Genomic DNA, 25,410 nt, shown 5'->3' with positions numbered 1-25,410 from the left:
TCGACCGGCTTCGGACGGCCCCGGCCCGGCTCCTCCCCGCACCGCCCGGCCCTTCCGACACGACCTGCAAAGACGCGCTGCCGAACACCCCCCGCGAGGGCGGGCTTTCTGTCACGATTCCGATGGGACGGTCCGAACAAGCGGACCGCCTCTGGCGCGGGGGCGGCCAGAATTCCGCGCCGCCCGAGCGCGCCGACAGCCGAGACCGATGATCTTGGGAGTGTCCCTGGTGGCGTACTTCGCTGCAGTGCTTGCTCGCTCCGAGGACGGGTGGGACGTGAGCGAGACGGAGCTCGACGACGTCGAAACCCTGGCCGATCTGGCCGATCTGGCCCGCGCCTGCGCGCAGGACGACGACAGCGTCCTGATCTTCATCGAACAGGAGGACTCGTGGTTCGCCATCGTCCGGGTGGACGGTGAGGACGACCCGCGGATCTTCGTGTCGGACGGCGCCGCCGCCGCCCGCAGCTCCTACGGCTCCGTCCTCACCGACGAACTGGTCGACCAGGCCGGCGAGAGCGAGTTCGGCGACCTGGACCACCTGCTGGACGAGGACGCGGAGACCGAGGAGCAGGACGACGAGGACGCGGACGCCCACGGCGGCGTCCCGGTCGGCCCGCTCGGCGACGCCCACCTGCTGACCGAGTTCGGCCTGGCCGCCGACGCCCTGCTCTCCCTCAGCGGCGAGGGCGCGGTGCCGGGCGACGCCCTGGAGGAGATCGCCGAGGCCCTGGGCTGCGGCGAGGTCCTGGAAGCGGTCCGGTAGCGGCACCGGTCGCACCGGTGTCCGCCACCGGATGCCCGACACTGGATGCCATGCAGCCCGCATCCACCCCGCTGACCGTCCCGTACGTCCCCCCGCTGCCCGCTCCCGTCCGCCCCGACCCGGTCCGCGACCGCTGGGCGGCGCCGATGCGCCTCGCCATCGCCGAGGCCGCCCTGGCGCCGGCCACCGGGGACGTCCCGGTCGGGGCGCTCGTCCTGGGCCCGGACGGCGAGGTGATCGGGCGCGGCCACAACGAGCGCGAGGCGGTCGGCGACCCGACCGCGCACGCCGAGGTGGTCGCGATCCGGCAGGCCGCCGAACGGGTCGGGGAGTGGCGGCTCAGCGGCTGCACCCTGGTGGTCACCCTGGAGCCGTGCACGATGTGCGCCGGCGCCATCGTGCTGTCCCGGATCGACCGGGTGGTCTACGGCGCCCTCGACGAGAAGGCCGGCGCGGCCGGCTCGCTCTTCGACGTGATGCGCGACCGCCGGCTCAACCACCGGCCCGAGGTGATCTGGGGCGTGCTCGCCGAGGAGTGCGGCGAGCAGCTGCGCGCCTTCTTCGACACCCACCGCTGAGCCGCCCGGCGACGGCCCGCCCGGTAAGGATTTCGTGACCGCGCCACCCGTCCGGTAGAGTTCCCCTCGGTAGCGTGTCCGAGCGGCCAAAGGAGCACGCCTCGAAAGCGTGTGTGGGGGCAACTCCACCGTGGGTTCGAATCCCACCGCTACCGCTCGAAAGCCCGAGGGCCCGTCCGATCACGGACGGGCCCTCGGCGTTTGCGCGCCCCGGCCCGTTCGCGGCCCGCTCGCGCGCTCCGGACGGCGGCGGGGCGCCACCTGACGCGGGAAAGGCTCCCGGACGCGGAGAAGGCTCCGCACTCCGGGCCGATGACCACCATTGCCCGGCTCGTACGGAGCCTTGGAGGGGGAGCGGCTCGGGGGGACTGACCGCTCCCCCGGCGGAGTCCCACAACCGGGGCCGCGAGGGGGGAAGCCGCGACCACCGGTCCCACAGCGGGGGCTCCGGATCCACGTGCCGGGGATTCCTGCCAGATCCTCGGCACGTCATCTATCCTGCCGCCCGGCCCCGGCCCGGGCATCCGGAGAAAGGCCCCACTCGCGGGGACCTTCGTCCCGCCGGGCGAACGCGTCGCACACTTGATAGCCCGTCCGGTGGATAAGCTGCCGTGCAGGGCTGCTCGGGGACCGGATGACGGCGGCCCACCGCAGGGAGGAAGGTCACGATGGCGCAGGCGAAGAAGATCGGCATGGCCCTCCTGCTCATCTTCGTGCTCTACTCGATCATCACCTCACCGGCCCGGTCAGCCGAACTCGTCCAGCTGGGCTTCGAGGGCATCTCGAACGCGGCCAAGGCGGTCGGCACCTTCATGACCGGTCTGATCAAGTAAGGAGCGGCAATCGTGATCCGCCACCTGGTCCTGTTCAAGCTCGACGAAGGCGTCGCCAAGGACGAGCAGCGCGTGCTCGCCGCCGCCAAGGCGTTCGAGGAGCTCGGCGCACTGGTCCCCGAGCTGCGCGAGTGGGAGTGCGGCTGGAACACCACCGAGCGCGACATCGCGTACGACTACGCGATCAACAGCCTGGTCGAGGACCGCACGGCCCTCCAGGCCTACCTGACCCACCCCGCGCACCAGGCCGCGGCCGGCCTGTGGCGCGAGTTCGCGACCTGGGTGATCGCCGACATCGAGGTCTGACCCCCGCCGCCGTCCCCCGGACGGCCCGCGCCCGCCCCGCCCGGCTCCCGGGCGGGGCGTCTCCGTCTGCCCCGGAACAACCCTTGCGGCGCCTCGCCGACCGGGTGGCCACCGGCCGCGCAGCCCACCAACACACCTCCACCGGGTGCTTGCCCGACCTGCGCCCACCTTGTGATGCTATGACCGGTTTTGCCGGACATGGCGAGGTACCGAACCAGCCGCGACACACGATCCGCAGGGCCCACCGTTGTCGATTTGGGAGGGGGGACGTGTCCGTGGACGAGGTGTTGGCCGCGATCATCAGTCCGGCCGGCGAGCTCCGCCCGGACGGGCTCCGCGGCCCCGGCGGTCGCCCCGCCGTGGACGTCCGGACGCTCACCCGGGTGCTGTTCGAGCGGCTCACCGAGCTGCCCCCCGACGCCCCCGAACGGGAACGGGTCCGGGCCGCCCTGATCGAGGTGAACATCCCCCTGGTCCGCTACGCCGCCACCCGCTTCCGCAGCCGCAGCGAGCCGATGGAGGACGTCGTCCAGGTCGGCACCATCGGCCTGATCAACGCGATCGACCGCTTCGACCCGACCCGGGGCGTCCAGTTCCCCACCTACGCGCTGCCGACCATCCTGGGCGAGATCAAGCGCTACTTCCGGGACAACGTCCGCACCATGCACGTCCCGCGCCGGCTCCAGGAGCTCTGGGTCCAGGTCAGCGGCGCCATGGAGGAGCTGACGGTGCTGCACGGGCGGGCCCCCAAGGTGCCGGAGATCGCCGCCAGCCTCCGGATCCCCGAGGAGGACGTCCGGGCCTGCCTGGACGCCGGGCGCGCCTACAACGCCGCCTCGCTGGAGGCCGCCCAGGAGCACGAGGGCGGACTCGCCCTGCTGGACCGGCTCGGCTACGAGGACGCCGCGCTGGCCGAGGTCGAGCACCGCGACATGGTGCGCCACCTGCTGGTCCAACTCCCCGAGCGGGAGCGGCGGATCGTGATGCTGCGGTTCTTCGCCAACCTCACCCAGTCGCAGATCAGCACCGAACTGGGGATGTCCCAGATGCACGTCTCCCGGCTGCTCTCACGGATCCTGACCAGGCTTCGGACCGGCAACTCCTGGGAAGAGTGAGATTGCAGCGCGTTACCCCGGCGTGACATCTTGCGACGTTCGGGTTTGCCGTGCACCGTGTTCCGGTATGCAGGGGGTTGGGCCCCCGCCGGGAACCTCCGTGCGACGGCCCCCGTTCAACTGTCAGTCACGAGGGGGTGGGTGCATGTCCGGAGAGCTGGGCACTGCGGAGATCCACGCTGGTCAGGCCGAGGGTACGGCGGTCGCCGGGGACCGGATCCCGCTCCAGCGGGCCACGTCCCCCGCGAGGCCCGGCCCGGGAGCGCCCGGCGCCGGGGCCGCCGGCGCGGCACCGCCCGGCTCCGGGCTGGACACCCGGACGCTCTCCCGCTCGCTCTTCCTGCGGCTGGCCGCACTGGAGCCCGGCAGCGCGGAGCACACCTACGTCCGCGACACCCTGATCGAGCTCAACCTGCCGCTGGTCCGGTACGCCTCGGCGCGCTTCCGCAGCCGCAACGAGCCGATGGAGGACATCGTCCAGGTCGGCACCATCGGCCTGATCAAGGCGATCGACCGCTTCGACCCGGAACGCGGGGTGGAGTTCCCCACCTTCGCGATGCCCACCGTGGTCGGCGAGATCAAGCGCTTCTTCCGGGACACCAGCTGGTCGGTCCGGGTGCCGCGACGGCTCCAGGAGCTGCGGCTGGCGCTCACCAAGGCCGGCGACGAACTGTCCCAGCGGCTGGACCGCTCCCCCACCGTCGCCGAACTGGCCGCCTGCCTCGGGGTCAGCGAGGAGGACGTGGTCGAGGGCCTCGCGGTGGGCAACGCCTACACCGCCTCCTCCTTGGACTCCAGCCCCGGCGAGGAGGACAGCGAGGGGCCGCTGGCCGAGCGGCTCGGCTACGAGGACCTCGCGCTGGAGGGCGTGGAGTACCGGGAGTCGCTCAAGCCGCTGCTGGCCAAGCTGCCGCCGCGCGAGCGCCGGATCATCATGCTGCGGTTCTTCGGCAACCTCACCCAGTCGCAGATCGGCGAGGAGATCGGGATCTCCCAGATGCACGTCTCCCGCCTGCTCACCCGGACGCTGACCCAGCTCCGCGCGGGGCTCATCAACGAAGGCTGAAACGAGGGCTGACCGCCGACGGCGGCGGGATCAACTCCCGTCGCCGTCCAGCAGGTTGGCACGCAGCCCGGCCAACACCCGGTCGTCCAGCCCGAGCCCCTCGCGCCAGAACGCGGCGAAGTCGCCCCAGCCGGACGCGACCTCGGCGAAGGCCGCGTCCAGGTAGTCGCGCTCGGCCCGGAAGACCGGCAGCAGGAGCTCGGGCTCGCGCATCAGGCCGCGGCCGGCGAAGTCCGCCAGCACCAGCTCGACCACGGCCGCGACCCGCTCGTTGGTGAGCAGGTAGTCGGCGAGCACGGTCTCGCGGTCCACACCCAGCGCGGTCAGCAGCAGCGCCGCGGCCCAGCCGGTGCGGTCCTTGCCCGCCGAGCAGTGGAACAGCAGCGGCACGCCGTCCGGGGCCGCCAGCAGCCGCAGCAGGGCGGCGAAGGTCTCGCGGGCCTCCCGGTCGGTGACGAACCAGCGGTAGAGGCCGGTCATCATGGCGGCCGCCCGGCCGTCGCCGAGCAGGGCGCGCTGCTTGTCCGGGCTGCGCTCCGCCAGGGCGCCGCGCAGTGTCGCGTGGATGTCGAAGTCCGTTGCCAGCAGCGGGAGATGGTGCGCCGTCACACCTCCCGGCAGGATGTCCGGACCGGCCTCGCGGACCTCGTCGGCGCTGCGCAGGTCGACCACCGCACGCAGGCCGAGCGCGCCCAGCGGGTCGAGGTCCTCGGCGGTGACACGGTTCAGGCCATCGCTGCGCAGGACCACACCGGCCCGCAGCACCCCTCCGCCGGCCGTCCGGTACCCGCCCAGATCGCGGGCGTTGACCGCACCGCGCAGCCCGAGACTGCGGCCGACCAGGATGGTTCCGGCGGGCTCCGGGCGCGCATTCCGTGCGTCCCCGATTCGCTCGGACGCGATCTGACGATCGACCACCCGCGACCTCCATTGCATATTCGGACTGTCACATGGCACAGCGGCGCCCGATATTGCATGAACCTGCCCATTGGAGCGGCAGGATGTGCAAGAGTGTCATGCGCAACGACGACAGTGTAGGTGCCGCACGGGGCCGTGCGAGGCGCACAGTCGGTAACCAGCTGTAGCAGTCGGCTTCCGGTTTTTCATTTTCAATTCATTATTTGCGCGAGCGGTCCGGTTACGGTCACAATCAGCGCCTCCATGGCTTCACCATGAACGTTGGTAACAGGTTCGCTGCACTATCGCCCAATTGGTCCCCCGGACTGCCGACCCTCGACCAGGATGGGCGCCGGGCAGCCTGCTGCCCGCGAACAGCTACACGGGCAGGCGAGCGCCGAAGCAGCGCGGCGCCTGACCCAAGGGGAGGATCAGACATGGGTCGAGCGACCCGAAGAGTCGCCGCTTGCGCAGCGGCAGTTCTGCTGGCCAGCGGCCTGCAGACCACCCTGGCCCACGGCGACACCACGCCGCCCAGGATCGACCTCACGATCCTGGTCATCGACGACGGAGGCCCGTCGGTCGCCGCGATCACCGCCGAGCTCAAGAGCCAGGGCACGCCCTACAAGGTCGTCAGCCTCAATGACACCAACCGCCCCGTCATCAACGCCGCTTTCCTGAGCGACACGGTGAACGGGCTCCCCCGGGGCAAGTACCAGGGCATCGTGCTGCCCAACGAAAACCCCTTCCCGAACAGCGCCGCCGAGATGACCGCGATCGCCACCTACGAAGCGGCTTTCAACGTCCGGCAGATCGACGCCTACACCTGGGCCAGCCCGGCCGTCGGCCTGAACTACGCCCAGAATCCGGGATTCGTCGGGACCCTCGACGGATTCCAGGCCGCCACCACCACGGCCGGAACTTCGGGCCCGTTCGGGTACCTCAAGGGCAGCGTCCCGTTCGAGGACAACGACCCGAAGGTCAGCGAGAGCTACGGCTACCTGGCGACCCCACTCGCCAACCTGCCGTCCGGCGCCTCCTTCGTCCCGCTGGTCGACGCGGCGATACCCGACTCGACCAGCCGCGGTTCGCTGGTCGGTGAGTACACCCACGACGGCCGCAAGGAACTGGTCGTCACCTTCGTCTACAACCAGTACCAGCAGCAGTACCGGCTGCTGGCCCGCGGCATGGTCGACTGGATCACCCAGGGCGTCCACCTCGGTTACGACCGCAACTACTTCGCCACCCACGTCGACGACGTGTTCCTGGCCGACGACCGCTGGGACACCGCGCTCAAGTGCACCCCCGGCGACGTCACCTGCCCGCCCGGCACCCCGGACACCGCCAACCCGATCCGGATGACCCCCGCCGACGCGCAGTACCTCAAGCAGTGGCAGACCGCCAACAACTTCACCCTGGACATGGTGTTCAACGGTGGCGGCAGCGAGGACTGGAAGTCCGACCACCAGACCACGGTGGACCCGACCGCCACCCAGATGATCACCGACCAGACCAGCTACCGCTGGGTCAACCACACCTACACCCACCCCTACCTGGGCTGCGTGCAGGACGTCTCGGTGGTCCCGTGGAAGTGCACCAAGGACGCGTCCGGCAACACGGTCTGGACCGACCAGAACACCATCTCCACCCAGATCAAGCAGAACTTCGACTGGGCCGCCACCAACGGCCTCAAGGTCGACCCGCAGGTGCTCGTCACCGGTGAGCACTCCGGTCTGCTCACCGCCCCGCAGGAGACCAGCGACAACCCGAACCTGGCGCCGGCGCTGGTCGCCAACGGCATCAAGTTCACCGGCAGCGACGCCTCCCGCGAGCCCGCCCAGCGGGCCGTCGGCTCGTCCACGCTGACCGTGCCGCGGTACCCGATGAACGTCTTCTACAACGCCGGTTCGGCGAAGGAGGAGGCCGACGAGTACAACTGGATCTACACCAGCAAGGCCAACGGCGGCAGCGGCGTCTGCGAGAACAACGCCAACTCCACCTGCCTGCCCGCGCCGCTGGACACCACCACCGGCTACCAGTCGTACATCGTGCCGCTGGAGGCCCGGATCGACCTCGGCCACGTGCTGAGCAACGACCCGCGCCCGCACTTCGTGCACCAGTCGAACCTCTCCGAGGACCGCATCCTGTACCCGGTGCTGGAGAAGATCCTCGGCACCTACCGCTCGCTGTACGCCGACAACGCCCCGATCGTGAACCTCGGCGAGCGCGAGATCGGCCAGGAGTTCCAGAAGCGCGCGGCCTGGGACAAGGCGGTCGCCGCCGGCCAGGTCACCGCCTACAAGATCGGCAACACCGTCACGGTCAACGCGCCCGCCGGTGTTCAGGTCCAGGCCACCATGCCGACCGGAACTGCTCAGAAGATGGCCATCGGAACGGCCGCCTTCGGTTCGTCCTACGCCGGTACGCTCTCCGGTTGGGCGTCCCCGGGCGCCCTGCAGAGCGGCATCACCCTGCAGCTCCCGTTCGGCAGTGCGCCGGCCGCCCCGGCCGCCGTCGCCCCGAACGTGGCCGCCAAGTCCGTCCCGGCACCGGCGCCGACGGACAAGAAGGTCGTGCCGCAGGGCGTCGCCACCCCGGTCCCGGCCGGCCCGGGCGACGTCACCCGCAAGCCCGCCCAGTCCCTCGTCCCCGGCAGCGGCACCCCGGTGCCCGGCAAGGACGTCGTCCAGGGCGCGAAGACCCAGGGCAACGGTGCCCCGGCCGGTAACGGCCAGAACGGCTCCGGCAAGGCCTCTGGGGGGACGGCCTCGCACGGCACCACCACCACCGGACGCCCCGGCAACCGGTAATCCGTAGCACCCCGTGGCGGGGTCGGGCCGGTCGCCCGGCCCGGCCCCGCCACGGCTCCCGCTCCGGCCACCCAGGCCGGACAACCGACGCAAGAACAGGAGGGGGGACAGGAGATGCGCGTCACCCTGCTCACCGAGGGGACGTACCCGCACCAGCACGGCGGCGTGAGCGTCTGGTGCGACCAGCTCGTCCAGGGCATGCCGGACGTCGACTTCGACGTCATCGCCGTCACCGGAACCGGCCAGGAACCGCTGGCCTGGGAGCTGCCCGCCAACGTACGGTCGGTCACCACCGCACCGCTGTGGGGCCCGGCCTCCGAGGCCCGGGCGCCGCGCGGCAAGGAGATGCGCCGCTTCCTCAACGCGTACGAGCGCTTCCTGCACTCCATCCTCGACCCGGTCTACACCACCCACTTCGGCACCGAGCTGTACGGCTTCGCCGACCTCGCCCGGCGCGGGCTGCTCAGCCCGGCGCTGCGCAGCGAGCGCGCCCTGCGCACCCTCCAGCACGTGTGGACCCGCGACTACCTGCCCACCGCGGTCTCCCGGCCCACCCTGCACGACGCGTTGAACGCCACCGACCTCCTGGAGCACGCGCTGCGGCCGCTCTCGGTCGACCCGCCCACCGACGGCGTCGCCCACGCGGCCAGCGGCGGACTCGCCACCCTGCCCGGGCTGATCGCCGCCCAGCAGTACGGCGTACCGTTCCTGCTCACCGAGCACGGCATCTACCTGCGCGAGCGCTACCTCGGCTACCGCACCGGCCCGTACCGCTGGCCGGTCAAGGCCCTGCTGCTCGGCTTCTACCGGATGCTCGCCGAGGAGAGCTACCGGCAGGCCGCGCTGGTCACCCCCGGCAACCGGTACAACCGGCGCTGGGAGGAGCGCGGCGGCACCCCGTCCCACCACATCCGCACCGTCTACAACGGCGTGGACCCGGCCGCCTTCCCGCCCGCCGGACCGGAACCCGAGACGCCGACCCTCAGCTGGGCCGGCCGGGTCGACCCGATCAAGGACCTGGAGACGCTGATCCGGGCCTTCGCCATCGTCCACCAGGAGATCCCCGAGGCGCGGCTGCGGCTCTTCGGGGGCACCCCCAAGGGCGGCGAGGCGTACCGGGACGGCTGCATAGCCCTGGCCGCCGAGCTCGGCATCGCCGACTCGGTGGCCTTCGAGGGCCGCGTCGCCGACATCACCGACGCGTACGCGGCGGGCAACGTGGTGATGCTCTCCAGCATCAGCGAGGGCTTCCCGTTCACCCTGATCGAGGCCATGTCCTGCGGCCGCGCCACCGTCTCCACCGACGTCGGCGGCGTGCGCGAGGCGGTCGGCGACACCGGACTGGTCGTCCCGCCGCGCGAGCCCGAGCCGATGGCGGCCGCCGCGATCGAGCTGCTGCGCGACCCCGCGCGGCGCGCCCGGCTCGGCGAGGGCGCCCGACTGCGGGTCATCGAGCAGTTCACGCTCCGCCAGAACATCGACGGCTTCCGGGGCATCTACACCGAACTCCTGGGCACCGCCCGCTGGATGCCCGGCGGCATGGTCGCCGTCACCGACGCCGTCCCCAGCCCGGACTGGGACCAGCAGCTGGCCGCCGCCCGCCCCGAGCCCAGCGAGGTGGGCGCGTGAACGAGCGAACCGTCAGCAGGTGCGCGTTCCGCGAGGTGGGCGCATGAGCGGTCCCATTCGCCTGGTCCCCGACGAGGGCGGCGCGGAGCGGACGATGCAGCTGCGCACCCTGCCGTTGAAGCTCCGCCGCCCCGCCCCGTCGGCCGAGCCCGACCCCGCCGAGCAGCTCGGCCTCTCCGACGACCCGCTGGACGAACTGGCCGAGCGCCTGCGCGACGTCTGCGCCGACGCCGTCCACCCGTACGAGATCGCGGCCTTCCTGGAGTCCGACGGCCTCTCCGACGAGCAGGCCGCGCTGCTGTACGGCCGCCCCGACGCGTTCACCGTCGCCGAGGAGCTGTTCGAGAAGGTCGAGCGCCGCTACCCCGGCCCGAGCTCCGAGTTCGCCAACCCCTGGCGGGCCGATCCCTGGCGCTGCGTGGTGCGCGGCCTGGTGTTCGCCCTGCCCGGGCTCGGCTACCTGCTCGGTGCCAACCTGTTCGCGACCACCCGGATGCGCTTCGGCCTGCCCTCGGGCATGCTCGCGCTGTCCATCGCCACGCTGGTCAGCTGGGGCTTCAACCAGGCCCTGGCGCACCGCGCCTACCGCTGGCTGAGCCGGCTGCGCCGCCGGGACGCCGCGGTCTGCCTGGCCGTCGGCGCGCCGGTCGGCGCGCTGCTGGCCGCCGCGTCCGCGTACGTGGTCGGCGGTCCGCTCGGTGCCCTGTGGTTCGCCGCGGGCCAGTCCTGCTACCTGGCGGCCGCCACCGCGCTGCTGGTGCTCGGGCGGGAGAAGTTCCTGCTGCTCGCGCTCGCCCCGGCCTCGGTCGGCGCGGGCGTGGTGCTGGCGGTCGACGTCCCGGAGATGGTCCGGACGGTCGTGCTGCTCGCCTCGGTGGTGCTCGCGGTCGGCCTGGCCGTCCGGGAGCTGCTGGTCGCGGCCCGCGGCGGCGAACGGGACGGCGTGGAGCTGAGGCTGCCGATCCGCCAGGAGGTCCCGCACCTGCTGTTCGGCCTGGCCTGCGGTGCGCTGACGCTGATCGCCGGGCTCGGCGAGACCATCCACCAGGCCGTCCGGACCGCCGGCCCCGCGGTGCACGCCGCGGCCCAGGGCGCGCACGCCGTGCACGAGGTGCGGACCACCCCGACCGGCCCGGCCATGATCGCCCTGACGCTCAGCCTGGGCCTCGCCGAGTGGCTGCTGTTCCGCTACCGGGCGATGGCCGTGGCCGCGCTGCGCACCAGCCACACCACCGGGCAGTTCACCCGCCGCACCGGCGGGATCCTGCTCGGCTGCCTGTTCATCTACCTCACCACCGTGGCCGCGCTGGACGCCGCCGCGACCGTGCTGTGGCCGGGCGCCCCGTCGCTCGGCGTGCCGCAGCTCGGCGCGATGCTGCTCCTGGGCGGCTCGCTCTGGCTGGCGCTGCTGCTGAACGCCTTCGGGTTCAGCTGGAGCACCGCCCTCATCTGTCTGGCCGCCGCGATCGCCGAGAGCGTCGGGCTGCTGACCGGTGCGGACCCGATCGTCCTGCAGCTGATCGGCTGCGGGGCGGCCGCCCTCGTCCTCACCGCAACCGCCGGGCCCGCGCTCGGCCGCACCACCCAACACCGCTGATAATCCGCCTCTTCCGAGGCACCACCGGCCGGTCGTGCTCAGACGTCCGGCCGCTCCCGAAAACGAGAAAGCGAAAACGCATGAGCAGCGTCGCGGTTACCGGAGCCGAGGGCTTCATCGGCTCCCACCTCGTCGAGACCCTGGTCGCCGACGGGCACCACGTCCGCGCGATGGTCCAGTACAACTCCTTCTCCTCCTTCGGCTGGCTGGAGACCCTGGCGCCGGAGGTGCTGGACTCGGTCGAGATCGTCCTCGGCGACGTCCGGGACCCGGGCTCGGTCAACGGCCTGGTCAAGGGCACCGAGGCGGTCTACCACCTGGCCGCCCTGATCGCGATCCCGTACTCCTACAGCGCCCCCCACTCGTACGTGGACACCAACGTCACCGGCACCCTGAACGTCCTGGAGGCCGTGCGCCACCTGGAGATCCCGCGCCTGGTGCACACCTCCACCAGCGAGACCTACGGCACCGCGCAGACCGTGCCGATCACCGAGGACCACCCGATCAACACCCAGTCCCCGTACGCCGCCTCCAAGGCCGGCGGGGACCGGCTGGCCGACAGCTACCACGCCAGCTTCGAGACCCCGGTCGTCACCCTGCGCCCGTTCAACACCTTCGGCCCGCGGCAGTCGATGCGCGCCGTCATCCCGACCGTGATCGCCCAGGTCGCGGCCGGCCAGACCGAGATCACCCTCGGCGACCTGCGCCCGACCCGCGACTTCATGTTCGTCAAGGACACCGCCAACGCCTTCCGCACGGTGGGCACCGCGGCCGCCGAGACCGTGGTCGGCCGGACCTTCAACGCCGGTACCGGCGGCGAGATCTCGGTCGGCGACCTGGTCACCCTGGTCGGCAAGCTGATGGGCGTGGACCTGGTGGTGAAGGAGGACGAGCAGCGCATCCGTCCGACCAACTCCGAGGTCATGCGCCTGGTCGCGGACGCCACCCGGCTGCGCACGGCCACCGGCTGGGCGCCGCAGTTCACGCTGGAGCAGGGCCTGGAGCAGACCATCGAGTTCTTCCGCGACCCGGCCAACCTGGCCCGCTACAAGACCGACATCTACAACGTCTGACCGCCGTAACGATCATGCTCGTCCTGGTTACCAAGGTTCGTGGCCTGCACATCCTTTCCGTGGGGGAAACACCATGCACGCAGTGATCCTGGCCGGCGGTAAGGGCGTTCGACTCCGCCCCTACACCACCGCGCTTCCCAAGCCGCTCGTCCCGATCGGCGACCAGCACGCGATCCTGGAGATCGTGATGCGCCAGCTCGCCGCCTCGGGCTTCAAGACCGTCACCCTGGCCATCGGCCACCTCGGCCACATCATCCGCGCCTACGTCGGCAACGGGTCCCAGTGGGGCCTGCGGGTCGGCTACGCCGTCGAGGACAGCCCGCTCGGCACCATGGGCCCGCTGCTCACCATGCAGGACCGCCTGCCCGAGCACTTCCTGGTGATGAACGGCGACATCCTCACCGACCTGGACTTCGCCGGGGTGCTCAAGCACCACGAGACGTCCGGCGCCCCGCTGACCATCGCCACCTACGCCCGTCAGGTGAAGATCGACTTCGGTGTGCTGACCGCCGAGTCCGGCACCATCACCGGCTTCCAGGAGAAGCCCAGCATCGACTACCGGGTCTCGATGGGCGTGTACGGCGTCTCCCGCTCCGCACTCGCCAAGTACACCCCGGGCCTGCCGCTGGGCTTCGACGAGCTGGTGCTCGACCTGCTGGCCGCCGACACCCCGCCGGCCGCGTACGACTTCGGCGGCTACTGGCTGGACATCGGCCGCCCGGACGACTACGACCGGGCGAACGCCGAGTTCTCCTCGATCCGCCCGGTCCTGATGCCCTTCGAGTCGGCCGGCACCGTGCCGGGCGTCGCGGAACTGCCGGTCCCGGCCGCCCGCACCGCCCCGGACGACACGGCCGAGCAGCCCGCCGCCGCGGGCGCCGAGAGCGACGGACGGGCCGCGTGAGAATCCTGCTGCTCGGCGGCGACGGCTTCCTGGGCCGTCACGCCACCGACGTCCTGCGGTCACTGCCCGGTGCCACCGTGCTGACCGCGGGCCGGCGGCCCGCCCACGACCTCCGGCTGGACCTGGGCAGCGCCCAGGCCGGCCCGCTCGGCGAGGAACTGGCCGCGCTGGCCCCCGACGTGGTGGTCAACTTCGCCGGCGCGGTGGCCGGCAGCGCGGTCAAGCTCGCCGAGGTGAACGCCCGCGGACCGGCGGTGCTCTGCGAGGCGCTCGCCCTGGGCGCCCCGAAGGCCCGCCTGGTGCACGTCGGTTCGGCCGGCGAGTACGGCGTCTGCGCGGAGGGCGAGTCGCTCTCCGAGCAGGCCGACGCCCGTCCGGTGGGCGTGTACGGCGCGACCAAGCTGGCCGGCTCCCTCGCGGTGGCCGGCTCGCCGCTGGACGCGGTGGTGCTGCGGGTGTTCAACCCGGTCGGCCCGGGCGCCCCGGCGGGCTCGCTGCCCGGCCGGCTGGCGGCCGAACTGCGCCGGGCGGCGCCCGAGGGCGCCGACGCCGTGGTCACGGTCGGGGACCTCTCCGCCTACCGGGACTTCGTGGACGCCCGGGACATCGCCCGGGCGGTCGGCCTCGCCGTCACCGCCGAGGGCCCGCTGCCCCGGGTGCTCAACCTCGCCTCCGGCCGGGCCCAGCGGGTCCGGGCGATCGCCGAGGGCCTGGTCGCGGCGTCCGGCTTCACCGGCCGGATCGACGAGAGCGGGGCGGGTTCCGAGCGCTCGGCCGCGGTCTCCTGGCAGCAGGCCGACGTGTCGGCCGCCGCCCGGGAACTCGGCTGGCACCCGGAGACCGGGCTCGCCGACACCCTGCGCGACCTCTGGCTCAGCACCGCCGAGCCGACGCCGACCCCGGTGGTCGCATGACCTCCGGGACCACCCCCGACGGCCGCCTGCTGGTGCCGCTGTACGTCCACCCCGCGGTGGACCCGGCGGCCTGGCGGGCGGTCGCCGCCGCCGACCCCGCCCGGATCGCCGCCGTGGTGCTCAACCTCGCGGACGGTCCGGGCGAGGTCCCGGACCACGTCTTCGCCGATGCCGCCGAGGAACTCCGCGCCGCCGGGCTGCCGTTGGTCGGCTACGCCGACACCGACTACGGCCGCCGGCCGCACGCCGCCGTGGTCGCCGACATCCTGACGTACCGTCAGCGCCACGGCATCACCGGCGTGTACCTCGACCAGGTCGCCACCCACCCGGGCGCGCTGGCGCACTACCGCCGCCTCGCCACGGCGGCCCGGGCGGCCGGCTGCGGCACCGTGGTGTTCGGCCACGGCGAGCACCCGGACCCGGCGTACGCCGAGGTCGGCCTGGCCGACCTGCTGGTCACCTTCGAGGGCGACTGGGACGCGTACCGCGCCATGACCCTGCCGCTGTGGACCGGCCGCCACGCGGCCTCCCGCTTCTGCCACCTGGTCTACGACGTCCCCGCCGAGTCCGCCCGCGACGCCTCCGCACTGATCACCGCCCGGCGAGCCGGCGTCGGCTGCGCCGTACCGGGCGCCGGGGACAACCCCTGGCGTACCCTGCCGCACGGCCTGACCGCCGCTGAACTGACCTGACCCGATCCGGAGTTCGACTACCGTGAACCGCCGTACCCGGCTGCTGCCCGCCGCCATAGCCTTCGCCACCGTCACCGCGCTGCTGGTCAGTTCGTGCAGCAGCTCGGGCTCGGAGGACGACAACGACTCGGCCGACGGCACCCAGAGCGCCTCGCCCACGGCCACCGCGCCGAGCACCCCCGGCACCGCCGCACCCAGCACCCCCGGCACGCCCGGTGACCCCGGCACCACCTCGGCCCCGGGCACCCCGGGCGGCACCACCGCCCCGGGCACCCCGCCGGGCACCACCCCGCCCGGCACCACCACCCCGCCGGCGGCCGGCGCCCGCTGGCAGCCCACCCCGGGCCTGACCTGGCAGTGGCAGCTCGGCGGCGGCCCCGTGGACCAGTCGGTGGACGTGCCGGTCTACGACATCGACGGCTTCGAGAACGACGCCTCGGTGGTCGCCGCGCTGCACGCCAAGGGCCGCAAGGTGATCTGCTACATCAACGCCGGCTCCTGGGAGGACTTCCGCCCCGACTCCGCGGCCTTCGCCAAGGCCCTGCAGGGCTCGGACACCGGCTGGAAGGGCGAGAAGTGGTTCGACATCCGCAAGCTCGACCAGCTCCGGCCGCTGATGGCGGCCCGCTTCGACATGTGCAAGAGCAAGGGCTTCGACGCCATCGAGCCGGACACCATCGAGGCCTACAACCAGAACAGCGGCTTCCCGCTGACCCCGGACGACCAGATCAAGTACAACCGGATGCTGGCCCAGCTCGCCCACGAACGCGGCCTCGCCATCGGCCTCAAGAACGACCTGGACCAGATCTCCGCGCTGCTGCCGGACTTCGACTTCGCGGTCAACGAGGAGTGCTCGCAGTTCGACGAGTGCGACCGGGTCGCGCCCTTCGTCAAGGCGGGCAAGGCGGTCTTCCACGTCGAGTACAAGCTCGACACGGACCAGTTCTGCGCCAAGACCAAAGCCCTGGGGTTCAGTTCGATGCAGAAGAAGCTCGACCTCAACGCCTGGCGCAAGCCCTGCTGAGGCCGGAACTTCCCGTCGCGCGGGTGACCCTCACCGGGGCCACCCGCGCGAGGGTCACTTGACCGCCAGCCAGACGACGGCGCCCAGGACGACCAGGGCGACGACGGCGATCAGCGCGATCACGCCGGTGCGACTGCCGCCGGTCTTGCTGCTGCCGTAGGTGGAGACGGAGCCCGGTGCCGGACGCGCCGGGCTCTCGTCGACGAACGCCCGGAACATCTGGGTGTTACCGGCGGGGTCGTAGTCGTTGTCAGCCATGGCAGGGACTCTAACGAATCCGCCCACCTCAGGCACACCCCGGACCCCTCTCCAGGCGAACCCGCCACCCGCGCGTGCGACGGCGGTACGACCGGATCGTGAAATCCGTGTGACCGACGGAATGGCCCGCCGCACAGGCCTGGTTGACTGCGGGCATGACCGGAAACCAGAGCCGGGTCCGCCTCGGCACCTCCGACCTGTCCGTCCACCCGCTCTCCCTCGGCGGCAACGTCTTCGGCTGGACCGCCGACCAGCAGCAGTCCTTCGCCGTGCTCGACGCCTACGCCGCCGCGGGCGGCAACTTCGTCGACACCGCCGACGCCTACTCCGCCTGGGCACCCGGCAACACCGGCGGCGAGTCCGAGACGGTGATCGGCGACTGGCTGCGCAGCCGGGGCAACCGCGACGACATCGTGATCGCCACCAAGGTCGGCAGCCACCCCGAGGCGACCGGCCTGGCCGCGGCCACCATCAAGTCCTCCGTCGAGGGCTCGCTGCGCCGCCTGGGCGTCGACCACATCGACCTCTACTACACCCACCGGGACGACGACACCCCGGTCGAGGAGTTCGTGACGGCGCTGGACGAGCTGGTCCGCGCGGGCAAGGTCCGGGCGGTCGCCGCCTCCAACATCTCCGCCGAGCGGCTCGCCGAGGCGCTGTCCTTCGCCGAGCGCGAGGGCCTGGCCGGGTACGTCGCGGTCCAGCCCCACTACAACCTGGTGTCCCGGGGCACCTTCGAGGGCCCGCTGGCCGAGGTGGTCGCCGAGCACGGCCTCGCCACCGTGCCCTACTACGCGCTCGCCTCCGGCTTCCTCACCGGCAAGTACCGCCCGGGCGGCCCGGGCGTCGACAGCGCCCGCGCCGAGGGCGCCACCCGCTACCTCGCCGAGCCGCGCGGCCCCAAGGTCCTGGCGGCCCTCGACGAGGTCGCCGCCGACCACGGCGTCGAGCCCGCCACCGTCGCCCTCGCCTGGCTCGCCGCCCGCCCCACGGTCGCCGCCCCCATCGCCAGCGCCCGCACCGTCGACCAGCTCCCCCCGCTGCTCGCCGCCGCCGCCCTCACCCTCACCCCCGCCCAGACCGCCCTGCTCACCGACGCCTCCGCCTGAGCACGCGCCGGGCCCCCGACAGCGGCGTGCTGTCGGGGGCCCGGTGTGCTCCCCGGCTACGGCCGCCCGAAGTGGGTCGGGTAGTAGCCCGAGTTGAGCGTCGATATCCGAACGGTCTTGCCCGGCCGGGGTGCCTCGACGAACTTTCCGCCGCCCAGGTAGATCCCCACGTGGTGGATCCCCGAGGCCCGGCCGCTGTCCGACCAGAACACCAGGTCACCGCGGCGCAGTTGGCCCGCGCTGATCGGCGTGGTCGCCGCGTACTGGTCGTCGGCCACCCGGGGCAGGCCTATCCCGCTGCGCCGGAAGGCCTGCTGGACCAGCCCGGAGCAGTCGTAGCCGGACGGGCCGTCACCGCCCCAGACGTACGGCTTGCCCAGCTGGGCGAGCGCGTAGTCGACGGCCGCCTCGGTGGTCCCGGCGGTCGGGGTGGTGTCCGGGGACGGGCGGCTGCCCGACCCGCCGGAGCCCTGGTCCGATCCGCCGCCGGACTGGCCGGTGCGACTGGCGTAGACGTCGTAGTGGCTGGTCCAACGCCACTCGCCGCTGCCGTTCTTGAACCAGTACTTCGACCCGTCCCAGCCCTGGCGCGGGCCCCAGGAGGAGGCCGAGCCGTTCGAGACGGTCTTCGAGCCGGACGAACCGGAAGAGCCGGATGAACCGGATGAACCGGACTGGCCGGTGCGACTGGCGTAGACGTCGTAGTGGCTGGTCCAACGCCACTGACCGCTGCCGTTCTTGAACCAGTACTTCGACCCGTCCCAGCCCTGCTTGCCGGCCGCCGCCTGCGCGGAGCCCGCACCGGCCGTCAGGCCGACCACGCCGGCGCCCGCCAGCACGGTGGTGGCCAGGCAGGTACTTCGCACGGCCCGGTGTATTCGGCTGCCACCGCCGACCGCGGCGTCCCGGGCGGTGCGCGGCCGGGCCGCGCAGTTCGGGCAGCCGCAGCCCGTGATCGCGGGGATGCTGCCCAGGCGCTCCTCGAAGCCGATCAGACCGGGATCGGCGTCGGAGCCGGTGCCGGGTTCGGCGTACGCGCCGGTGGCTATCCTCATGCGGGTCGTCCTTCCTTCCGCCCGGCCCGGGCGGCCGGGGGCGGTACCGAGGCGGCCACTCCGGCCGGGGCGACGAAGGCGACCAGCAGCTGTTCCATCAGCGCGCTGCGGGCGGCCTCGTCCAGTTCGTGCGCGGTCGCGCGCTCCAGGCGCCGGACGGCCAGCGCCGCCGCCTCCACCGCGTCGTCGACCAGGACGGTCCGCAGGCCCGCGTCCAGGTCCGCCAGCCGGCGGCGGCGCATCGACTCGGCCACCTCGGGCGCGTAGTCCAGCGCCAGCGGCTGCACCGAGTAGACCTCCAGGCCCGCCGGGGCCGCCTCGGCGGCCAGCGCCCGGGTCAGCTCGTCGGCGAACCACTGCCCGTCGCGCAGCGCCGGGCCGGGCGCCGCGTTGCTGTCGCACGGCAGGGTGGAGGCGGTGCGGGTGAGCACCGCCTGGACCTGCTCGCGCAGGTAGCCCTCGTGGTCCTCGATCGCAAGCAGCGCCCGCGCGGTGTCCTTGACCCGCCAGACGATCAGCAGCCGGACCACGATCGGGGTGCCGGTGCGGTCGACGACCTTGACCGGCTCGCTGCGCCAGTGCCGCAGCCGCACGTCGACCCGGCGGCGGCGCAGCAGCGGGTTGACCCAGACCAGGCCGGTTCTGCGCACCGTGCCCCGGTAGCGGCCCCAGCGGCTCAGCACCCGGGTCTCGCCGCCCGCGTTGGCCAGCAGGCCGGCCAGGGCGAGCACCACCAGCAGCCCGGCGGCGCTGACCGCGGCGATGGCCGGGGCGTCGATCCCGGCCCGGCCGCTCGCCAGCGCGGCGGGGCTGCGCAGTTCGGGCAGCCCGTCCCAGTGCGGGAGGACGCCGGTGCGCAGCAGCACGTAGCCCACCGCGGCCAGGCCGAGCAGCACCACCAGCAGCGCGACCCAGCCGGGCAGGACGGCGGCGGTGTGCTCCCGCAGCGCCCGGTCCGCCCGCGGGGGGCGGCGCGAGGTGGTGACGGCGGAGGCATCGGCCGGGCCGAGCTCGGGGAGCTCGACGGTCTCCGGGGCGACGGCCTCCAGCGGGTCCCGCCGGTCGACGGGACCGGCCGGGGACGGCGCGGGGACGACCGCCAGCGGGGCCGTGGCCGGACCGCCGTCGACCGGGCCGGCCGGGCCGACCGGCTTGGATGCCTTGACGGTCGAGACCTTGGGCAGCGGGCTGGCGCCGGAGGCGGAACGTTCCGGCAGGGCCGGGGGGAACGCCTTGGGCAGGTGGTCGGGTCGCTGCGAAGAATCGCGGGTGACGTCCATGCACGGATCCTCTGGGTCTGGTGTGTCGCGCAACGGGCGGCCCGGATCTGACGGGCAGTGCCAGAGTCAGGCTAAGTTCATACGTCATCAAATGCGACATTTGAGCCGAGGTGTGTCGACAATTGCTGACGAATCGTCCAAAGCTGACCTGACGCGCAGGCACATGGTCGGGTGGTCGGGACGGTTCGGCGCAGGTCAGCGCCGTCGGGCACCGGATCCACGGGCGAACACCCGACGGGTGATCAGCCCGATTCCGGCGAGCACCAGCAGCACCCCGGCGAGCAGGCCGTGCCGGCCGGCCTCCCGGGGCCGGGCGGCCGCCGCCCCTTCGGCCGGGGGCGCCGGCAACGGCCGGGCAGCGGTGCCGCTCGCCCTGGATCCTTCCTGGTCAGCGGCCGACAGCGGCACGGCGGCGACCTCCGACGGGGACGCGGCCACCGGGGCCGGGCTGCCGCCGGGCGAGGCGGCCAGGGCTCTCGACGAGCCGACGCCCGGGGACGGCACCGCACTCCCGGACGGCGGGGCCGGGACGGCGGAACCGGCGGGAACGAACGGAACCGGCGGACGGGCCGAGGCGCCGGACCCGGTGGAGGCGCCGGGGGACGTCGGGGCGGCCGAGACCCCCGCCGGGACCGCAGGGACGGACGTCACCGACGGCGCCGGCACCGGGGGCACCGCCGGCGCCACCAGCACCGACGGCGCCACCGGCGGCACGACGATCGGCAGCAGCCCCACCGGGATCGGCGGGAACACCGGCACCTCGGTCGGACTCGGCGACCCGACGGCCGTCGGCGCCACCACCGCCGACGGCGCAGCCGAAGCCGAAGCCGACGGGCTCGCACTCACGCTCGCACTCGCCGCCACGGATGCCACCCCACCCGCCCCCGACGGAACCGCCCCTGACGGACCGACCACCGAAGGACTCACCGCCGAAGGGCCGACCACGGACGGACCGGCCGCGGACGGACTGACCGCCGGAGAACTGACGACCGGCGCACTGACCGCCGGAGGACTGACCGCCGGAGAGCTCGCCGCCGAAGGGCTCGCCACCCCCGCAGCCGCCACCCGCACCCGCACCGGATCCGCCGAAGTCCCGTTCCCCGCGCGGTCGGTGACCGTGACGGTCAGCCACTGTTCCCCGTCCGTCAGGTCCCGGCCGGCGGTGCAGCTCCAGCTCCCGTCCAGCGCCGCCGTGGCCCCGCAGAGCACCGTACGGTCGCCGCCCGCCGTCGGAGCGGCCGCGACCTGCACGTTCGCCCCCGCTTCGGCCCGTCCGGCGAGCTTGGGCCGGCTGACCCGCAGGACCTCCCCGGGAGCGGGCGCGGTGAGCACCGGCTTGTCCGGCGGCACGGTGTCCACGACCAGCGCGACCGGCTGTCCGGCCGTCCGGTTCCCGGCCGCGTCGACGGCGACGGGGGCGAGCTGGTGGCTGCCGTCGGCCAGGTTCTCGACCGGCAGACAGGACCACCCGCCGTCCGGGCGGACCGCGCTGCTGCACAGTTCGGCGGAGGCGGAGGCGGGGGTGGACGCGGGGGCGGACCGGTCGGTGACCGAGACGGTGCTGCCGGCCTCGCCGGTGCCGGTGAGTTGCAGCCCCGGGTCATTGGTGTAGGCGGGGAGGGTGAGCACCGGCGCGGTCGGCGGGGTGGTCTTCACGGTGACCTTGGCGGGCTCGCCGCGCAGCACCACGCCGCCGGTGGTGGTCTCCACCGGGGTCAGGGAGTGCGGCCCGGCGGCGAGCGCGCTGCCGGGGCGGCAGGACCAGTCGCCCTTGCGCTCGACCTTGGCCCGGCAGAGCACGGTGTCGCCGTCCCGGATCTCCATCGAGGCGCCGGCGACGGCGCCCTCACCGCTGATCCTGGGGCGGGCGTCGGCCAGCACGGTGCCGTCGACCGGCTCGGCGACCTCGGGCCGGGCGGCGCCGACGGTCAGCCTGATCCGCTGGTCGGAGACCTCCCCGGAGTCGGCGAAGCCGCCGGAGGGCACGAGTTGGCTGGTGTCGCGGCCGATCCGCAGCCGGGCCCAGGTGTCGCCGGAGGCGGCGCCGGCCGGCACGGTCCACTCCAGCGTCGCGGTGTCGGCGCCGGCCGGGATCTCGGTCTGCACCCGGTCGGCGGGGTCGAACCGGCCGCTGTGGTCGAAGTCGATCCAGCCGGCCAGGGTGGCGGGCTGGTCGCCCACCGCGACCGGGACGGTGACCCGGTAGTACCGGCCGATGGCGGCCTCGTCGGGGAAGCCGAGCGAGGGGTCGGCGCCCTGGTACTCGCCGCGGCCGGGCTGGAGTTTGGGCGGCGGCGGGCTGCCGGACGGGCCGGCGGGCAGGCTCGCGAAGGGGTTGCCGCGCCGGACCGCGTCGTGGTCGAGCTCGACCAGCGGCCGGTCGGCCGTGACGGCGGGGCGGCGGCGGTCGCGGTGGCCGGGGCCGGTGGCGTCGGCGCCCAGGAAGAGGTCGGAGAGCACGTGCGAGGCGTTGCCGTAGGCCTGCGGCGCGGTGCCGAGGTCCTCGTCCACGGTGACGGTGTAGGCCTGCCGCAGGACGGGCGGCGCGGTGGTGCTGCCGGCCCGGGGGGTGGAGCGCTGCTCGATCCGGAACACCGCGGTGCGGACCGGCCCGGTGAGTTCCAGGGTGCCCTCGGCGGCGGAGCCCGCGGCGGCGTCGGTGGAGCCGTCGGTGCCCGCGGGTGCCAGGGCGTTGCCGTCGACCGTCCAGCCGGGCCAGTCGGTGCGCCCGATCAGGCCGGGGGCGGCGGGGGATCCGCCGGTGAGGGTCAGTCGGGCCGCGGTGCTGGTGGTGCCGGAATTCCCGGTGGCGACGGCGGCGAGTCCGCTGAGGTGCAGCCGGGGATTGCGGACCGGCCGGGAGAAACCCAGCCGGAGGGTTCCGACGGTCCGCCAGGAACCGTCCGTCTGCGGACGGTCGGGGGTGAGGAGGAAGGTCTGGGCCGGGTCTCCGGCGTGCATTCCGTCCGCGTACCCGACGGAACGCCCCCCTCCGGAACGATCGGCCAATCGGCCCGCCTCGGCGGTGACCGCCGTTCCGGTTTCGGCCGTGAGGTCGAACTGGACGGAGAGTCCGGAGGGCAGTACCGCCCGGTGTTCGGCCGACCAGGAATCAGGGGCCTGCCGGGCCGCCGAGAGCGGGGCGTTCCAACCGTTCAGCGCCCCGGCCGTGAGAACGGCCAGGACGGCAGCTGTGCGGGGAAACTGTCGGCTCATCCGGCTCTCCTTCACGGTCGGCTGCCGGGGCGGCGGGCAGTCCGAGCACAAGATCCGACAAAACGGAATCACGATCCTGGACCGGTCATACTCCGACACCTGCGCTTTTGGCCGTGTCCCACCCGATTGGCGGCCATCCGGGCGGCAGGACGGGATGTACCCGAAACGACTGCATTTCATCCATTAGGCGGTAATGGATCCCGCCGAGAACGCCCGGACCCACCCGAATGGCGGAGAGAGGGTAATTCCGGCTGATCAGACGGACACCAGTGTCCGGTACCTGACCATTCATCGAGGAACTCTGTTCGAATTACCCACCCGCTCAGTAGAGTCGGGCACCGTGACTATGGACCCCGTACTCGTCAAGCGCAGTTTCGCCGCAGTGGAGCCCCACGGCCCGGTCGTCGCCGAATACTTCTACCAGCACCTGTTCGAGCACAATCCCGGCGTCCGCGGCCTCTTCGCCGAGCACCTGGGCGAGCAGCAGGACCGGCTGTTCGCCGCCCTCGGCGTGCTGGTCACCCACCTGGAGGACACCGACACCGTGGTCGGCCTGCTCCGCGACCTCGGCGCGCGGCACGCCCGGTACGGCGCGCTGGTGGAGCACTTCCCGGCGGTCGGCGCGAGCCTGCTCGCCACCCTCGCCCACTACGCCGGCGACGCGTGGACCCCGGAGGCCGAGGCCGCCTGGACCGCCGTCTACGGAGTGGTCAGCGACACCATGGGCGCGGCCCTCACCGAAGCCCGGTCGGTCTAGCCGGGAGCGGCGTGGTGGCCTTCGACCCCGCGGTCATCCGCGCCAGCTTCGCCGTCGTGGAACGCCGGGCCGACCACCTGACCACCTACTTCTACGCCCACCTGTTCAGCCACAACCCCGGCCTGCGTCCGCTCTTCCCGGCCCAGTTGCACGAGCAGCGGGACCGGCTGTTCGCCGCGCTCACCCGGATCGTGCGGCAACTGGACGACCCCGAGCGGCTCACCGCGTACCTGCGGGCGCTCGGGCGCGACCACCGGAAGTTCCAGGCCGCGCCCGAGCACTACCCGGCCGTCGGGGCCAGCCTGATCGCCGCGCTGCGGCAGTGCTCCGGCCACTCCTGGACACCGGAGACCGAGAAGGCCTGGTCCGAGGCCTACACCGTGATCGCCCGGATCATGTGCGGGGCCGCCGGGGAGCTCCCGGAGCACCACCCCGCCTGGTGGGAGGCCGAGGTGGCCCGCCGCCGCCGGGCCGCGCCCGACCTGGTCGTGCTCACCCTGGCCCCGATGCGCCCGTACCCCTTCACGGCCGGCCAGTACGTCACCCTCAGCAGCCCCCGCAGGCCCCGGGTCTGGCGGCCGTACTCGCTCGCCAACGCCCCGCGCCCGGACGGCAGCCTGGAACTGCACGTGCGGCGGGTGCCCGGCGGGCTGCTCAGCCCGGTCCTGGTGGAGGACGTGATGCCCGGCGAGCTGCTGCGGCTCGGACCGCCGCTGGGCGAGGCCGTGCTCGCCCCCGCCTCGGACCGGCCGCTGCTGCTGGTCGCCGCGGGCAGCGGCTGGGGGCAGACCAAGGCGCTGCTGGAGGAGCTCGCCGCCGGGCAGCCGGAGCGGGTGGCCACCGTGCTGCTGGCCGCCCGGTCGACGGCGGGGCAGTACGACCTGGACACCGTGCGGCGGATGCTCACCCGCCAGGCCCGGCTGCGGGTGCTGACCGCCGCCCCCGACCGGCCCGCCGGTCCGGGCGCGACCACCGCGCTGCTGCGGGAGACGCTGCTCGGGCAGGGCGACTTCACCGGCTGGGAGGTCCACCTCTCCGGGCCGCCGGAGCTGGTCGCCGAGCTCGCCGGACTGCTGCTCGCCCTGGGGGCCGCCCCGGAGCTGGTCCGGCACGACCCGGCGCCGGTGACCTTCAACCGGGCCCGGCCGCTGACCAGCTCGGACTGGTTCCTGGACCGCCGGGACGTGCCCTGGATCAACCGGACCGACCTGGAGTGACCAGCGCCCGCTCAGCGGCGGAAACCGTGCCCGGAAACGGAGAAGCCCCCGGCCGGTGGCCGGGGGCTTCTCGCTGGTGCGCTCAGCAGGATTCGAACCTGCAACCTCTTGATCCGTAGTCAAGTGCTCTATCCGTTGAGCTATGAGCGCAAGGAACGGGCGAACCCGATCTTGCGGAGTTTGGTGCGCTCAGCAGGATTCGAACCTGCAACCTCTTGATCCGTAGTCAAGTGCTCTATCCGTTGAGCTATGAGCGCTCGCCCTGGTGAACCATGCCCCCGGGGCGTTGCGTGGACAACATTACATGACCTGCG

Annotated in this window: 21 protein-coding genes, 3 tRNA genes and 1 pseudogene; 18 read left to right on the top strand and 7 right to left on the bottom strand. The window is 73.1% G+C overall.

The annotated features are described in order from the left end of the window. Positions 1-208: 208 nt before the first annotated feature. From ACFXPX_RS10100 to ACFXPX_RS10070, 7 genes are all read left to right on the top strand, one after another. Positions 209-766: a tRNA adenosine deaminase-associated protein gene (locus ACFXPX_RS10100; protein ID WP_375882588.1), complete on the top strand. Its 558-nt coding sequence runs from the start codon at positions 209-211 to the stop codon at positions 764-766. Between the two features lie 50 nt (positions 767-816). Further along, on the top strand, positions 817-1,344 hold the full coding sequence (tadA, locus tag ACFXPX_RS10095) for a tRNA adenosine(34) deaminase TadA (protein ID WP_375882590.1): 528 nt from the start codon (positions 817-819) through the stop codon (positions 1,342-1,344). Positions 1,345-1,412: 68 nt separating this feature from the next. Continuing rightward, a tRNA-Ser gene (locus ACFXPX_RS10090) sits at positions 1,413-1,499 on the top strand. A gap of 513 nt (positions 1,500-2,012) precedes the next feature. Beyond that, a complete protein-coding gene (locus ACFXPX_RS10085; protein WP_188304848.1) occupies positions 2,013-2,177 on the top strand; it encodes a hypothetical protein in 165 nt (54 codons plus the stop codon). A gap of 12 nt (positions 2,178-2,189) precedes the next feature. Further along, positions 2,190-2,483, top strand: coding sequence for a Dabb family protein (locus ACFXPX_RS10080; protein ID WP_375882594.1), 294 nt, complete (start codon positions 2,190-2,192; stop codon positions 2,481-2,483). A gap of 275 nt (positions 2,484-2,758) precedes the next feature. Continuing rightward, positions 2,759-3,598, top strand: coding sequence for an RNA polymerase sigma factor SigF (locus ACFXPX_RS10075; protein ID WP_375882921.1), 840 nt, complete (start codon positions 2,759-2,761; stop codon positions 3,596-3,598). A 145-nt stretch (positions 3,599-3,743) separates the two neighbouring features. Then, the gene (locus ACFXPX_RS10070) at positions 3,744-4,664 is read left to right on the top strand and encodes an RNA polymerase sigma factor SigF (protein ID WP_380396449.1); all 921 of its coding nucleotides are present in this window, start codon (positions 3,744-3,746) and stop codon (positions 4,662-4,664) included. Positions 4,665-4,694: 30 nt separating this feature from the next. Here ACFXPX_RS10070 and ACFXPX_RS10065 read toward each other — a convergent pair whose 3' ends face one another. Beyond that, on the bottom strand, positions 4,695-5,582 hold the full coding sequence (locus tag ACFXPX_RS10065) for a tyrosine-protein phosphatase (RefSeq protein WP_380640456.1): 888 nt from the start codon (positions 5,580-5,582) through the stop codon (positions 4,695-4,697). A 416-nt stretch (positions 5,583-5,998) separates the two neighbouring features. Here ACFXPX_RS10065 and ACFXPX_RS10060 point away from each other — a divergent pair, with 416 nt between their 5' ends. The 8 genes and pseudogenes from ACFXPX_RS10060 (at position 5,999) to ACFXPX_RS10025 (ending at position 16,204) form a co-directional block, all read left to right on the top strand. Then, positions 5,999-8,371, top strand: coding sequence for a hypothetical protein (locus tag ACFXPX_RS10060; protein WP_380640454.1), 2,373 nt, complete (start codon positions 5,999-6,001; stop codon positions 8,369-8,371). A gap of 114 nt (positions 8,372-8,485) precedes the next feature. After that, entirely contained in the window at positions 8,486-10,000 is a 1,515-nt protein-coding gene (pelF, locus tag ACFXPX_RS10055; protein WP_375882602.1) for a GT4 family glycosyltransferase PelF, read from the top strand. A gap of 43 nt (positions 10,001-10,043) precedes the next feature. Next, positions 10,044-11,597 (top strand): hypothetical protein, encoded by a 1,554-nt coding sequence (locus ACFXPX_RS10050; protein ID WP_380640452.1) that lies wholly within the window; start codon positions 10,044-10,046, stop codon positions 11,595-11,597. 80 nt (positions 11,598-11,677) lie between these two features. Beyond that, positions 11,678-12,670, top strand: coding sequence for an SDR family NAD(P)-dependent oxidoreductase (locus ACFXPX_RS10045; protein WP_375882606.1), 993 nt, complete (start codon positions 11,678-11,680; stop codon positions 12,668-12,670). A gap of 73 nt (positions 12,671-12,743) precedes the next feature. Then, positions 12,744-13,445 (top strand): annotated as a pseudogene (locus ACFXPX_RS10040) (NDP-sugar synthase); the annotation flags it as partial. 125 nt (positions 13,446-13,570) lie between these two features. Next, positions 13,571-14,488, top strand: a complete 918-nt coding sequence (locus ACFXPX_RS10035; protein WP_380523414.1) for an NAD-dependent epimerase/dehydratase family protein — start codon at positions 13,571-13,573, stop codon at positions 14,486-14,488. Then, positions 14,485-15,180, top strand: coding sequence for a spherulation-specific family 4 protein (locus ACFXPX_RS10030; protein ID WP_375882610.1), 696 nt, complete (start codon positions 14,485-14,487; stop codon positions 15,178-15,180). The genes ACFXPX_RS10035 and ACFXPX_RS10030 overlap by 4 nt, the downstream gene beginning before the upstream one ends. A 22-nt stretch (positions 15,181-15,202) precedes the next feature. Then, complete coding sequence (locus ACFXPX_RS10025; RefSeq protein WP_380523413.1) at positions 15,203-16,204, top strand: endo alpha-1,4 polygalactosaminidase; 1,002 nt, start codon at positions 15,203-15,205, stop codon at positions 16,202-16,204. Positions 16,205-16,258: 54 nt separating this feature from the next. Here the strand turns inward: ACFXPX_RS10025 and ACFXPX_RS10020 are convergent, their stop codons facing one another. Beyond that, positions 16,259-16,462: a hypothetical protein gene (locus tag ACFXPX_RS10020; protein ID WP_375882615.1), complete on the bottom strand. Its 204-nt coding sequence runs from the start codon at positions 16,460-16,462 to the stop codon at positions 16,259-16,261. Between the two features lie 155 nt (positions 16,463-16,617). Here ACFXPX_RS10020 and ACFXPX_RS10015 point away from each other — a divergent pair, with 155 nt between their 5' ends. Beyond that, the gene (locus ACFXPX_RS10015) at positions 16,618-17,571 is read left to right on the top strand and encodes an aldo/keto reductase (RefSeq protein ID WP_380523412.1); all 954 of its coding nucleotides are present in this window, start codon (positions 16,618-16,620) and stop codon (positions 17,569-17,571) included. Between the two features lie 56 nt (positions 17,572-17,627). On the opposite strand, the gene ACFXPX_RS10010 is transcribed toward ACFXPX_RS10015, so the two are convergent. From ACFXPX_RS10010 to ACFXPX_RS10000, 3 genes are all read right to left on the bottom strand, one after another. Continuing rightward, positions 17,628-18,626, bottom strand: a complete 999-nt coding sequence (locus tag ACFXPX_RS10010; protein WP_380523411.1) for a C40 family peptidase — start codon at positions 18,624-18,626, stop codon at positions 17,628-17,630. Continuing rightward, the gene (locus ACFXPX_RS10005) at positions 18,623-19,906 is read right to left on the bottom strand and encodes an SPFH domain-containing protein (protein ID WP_380523410.1); all 1,284 of its coding nucleotides are present in this window, start codon (positions 19,904-19,906) and stop codon (positions 18,623-18,625) included. The genes ACFXPX_RS10010 and ACFXPX_RS10005 overlap by 4 nt, the downstream gene beginning before the upstream one ends. Before the next feature lie 195 nt (positions 19,907-20,101). After that, positions 20,102-23,122 carry an Ig-like domain-containing protein gene (locus ACFXPX_RS10000; RefSeq protein WP_380640450.1) on the bottom strand — a complete coding sequence of 1,007 codons (3,021 nt, stop codon included), beginning with the start codon at positions 23,120-23,122 and terminating at the stop codon, positions 20,102-20,104. A 346-nt stretch (positions 23,123-23,468) separates the two neighbouring features. On the opposite strand from ACFXPX_RS10000, the gene ACFXPX_RS09995 reads away from it, so the two are divergent. Next, entirely contained in the window at positions 23,469-23,879 is a 411-nt protein-coding gene (locus ACFXPX_RS09995; RefSeq protein ID WP_380523450.1) for a globin domain-containing protein, read from the top strand. Between the two features lie 14 nt (positions 23,880-23,893). Beyond that, positions 23,894-25,096, top strand: coding sequence for a globin domain-containing protein (locus tag ACFXPX_RS09990; RefSeq protein ID WP_380640448.1), 1,203 nt, complete (start codon positions 23,894-23,896; stop codon positions 25,094-25,096). A gap of 74 nt (positions 25,097-25,170) precedes the next feature. Here ACFXPX_RS09990 and ACFXPX_RS09985 read toward each other — a convergent pair. Then, positions 25,171-25,246, bottom strand: a tRNA-Arg gene (locus tag ACFXPX_RS09985). A 31-nt stretch (positions 25,247-25,277) separates the two neighbouring features. Continuing rightward, a tRNA-Arg gene (locus ACFXPX_RS09980) sits at positions 25,278-25,353 on the bottom strand. Between the last annotated feature and the right edge of the window lie 57 nt (positions 25,354-25,410).

Origin of the sequence: Kitasatospora sp. NPDC059146, assembly GCF_042786665.1 — a bacterium.
GTDB lineage: Bacteria > Actinomycetota > Actinomycetes > Streptomycetales > Streptomycetaceae > Kitasatospora.
The sequence above is the reverse complement of the archived record's forward strand: the minus strand, read 5'-3'. Positions and strand labels throughout refer to the sequence as shown.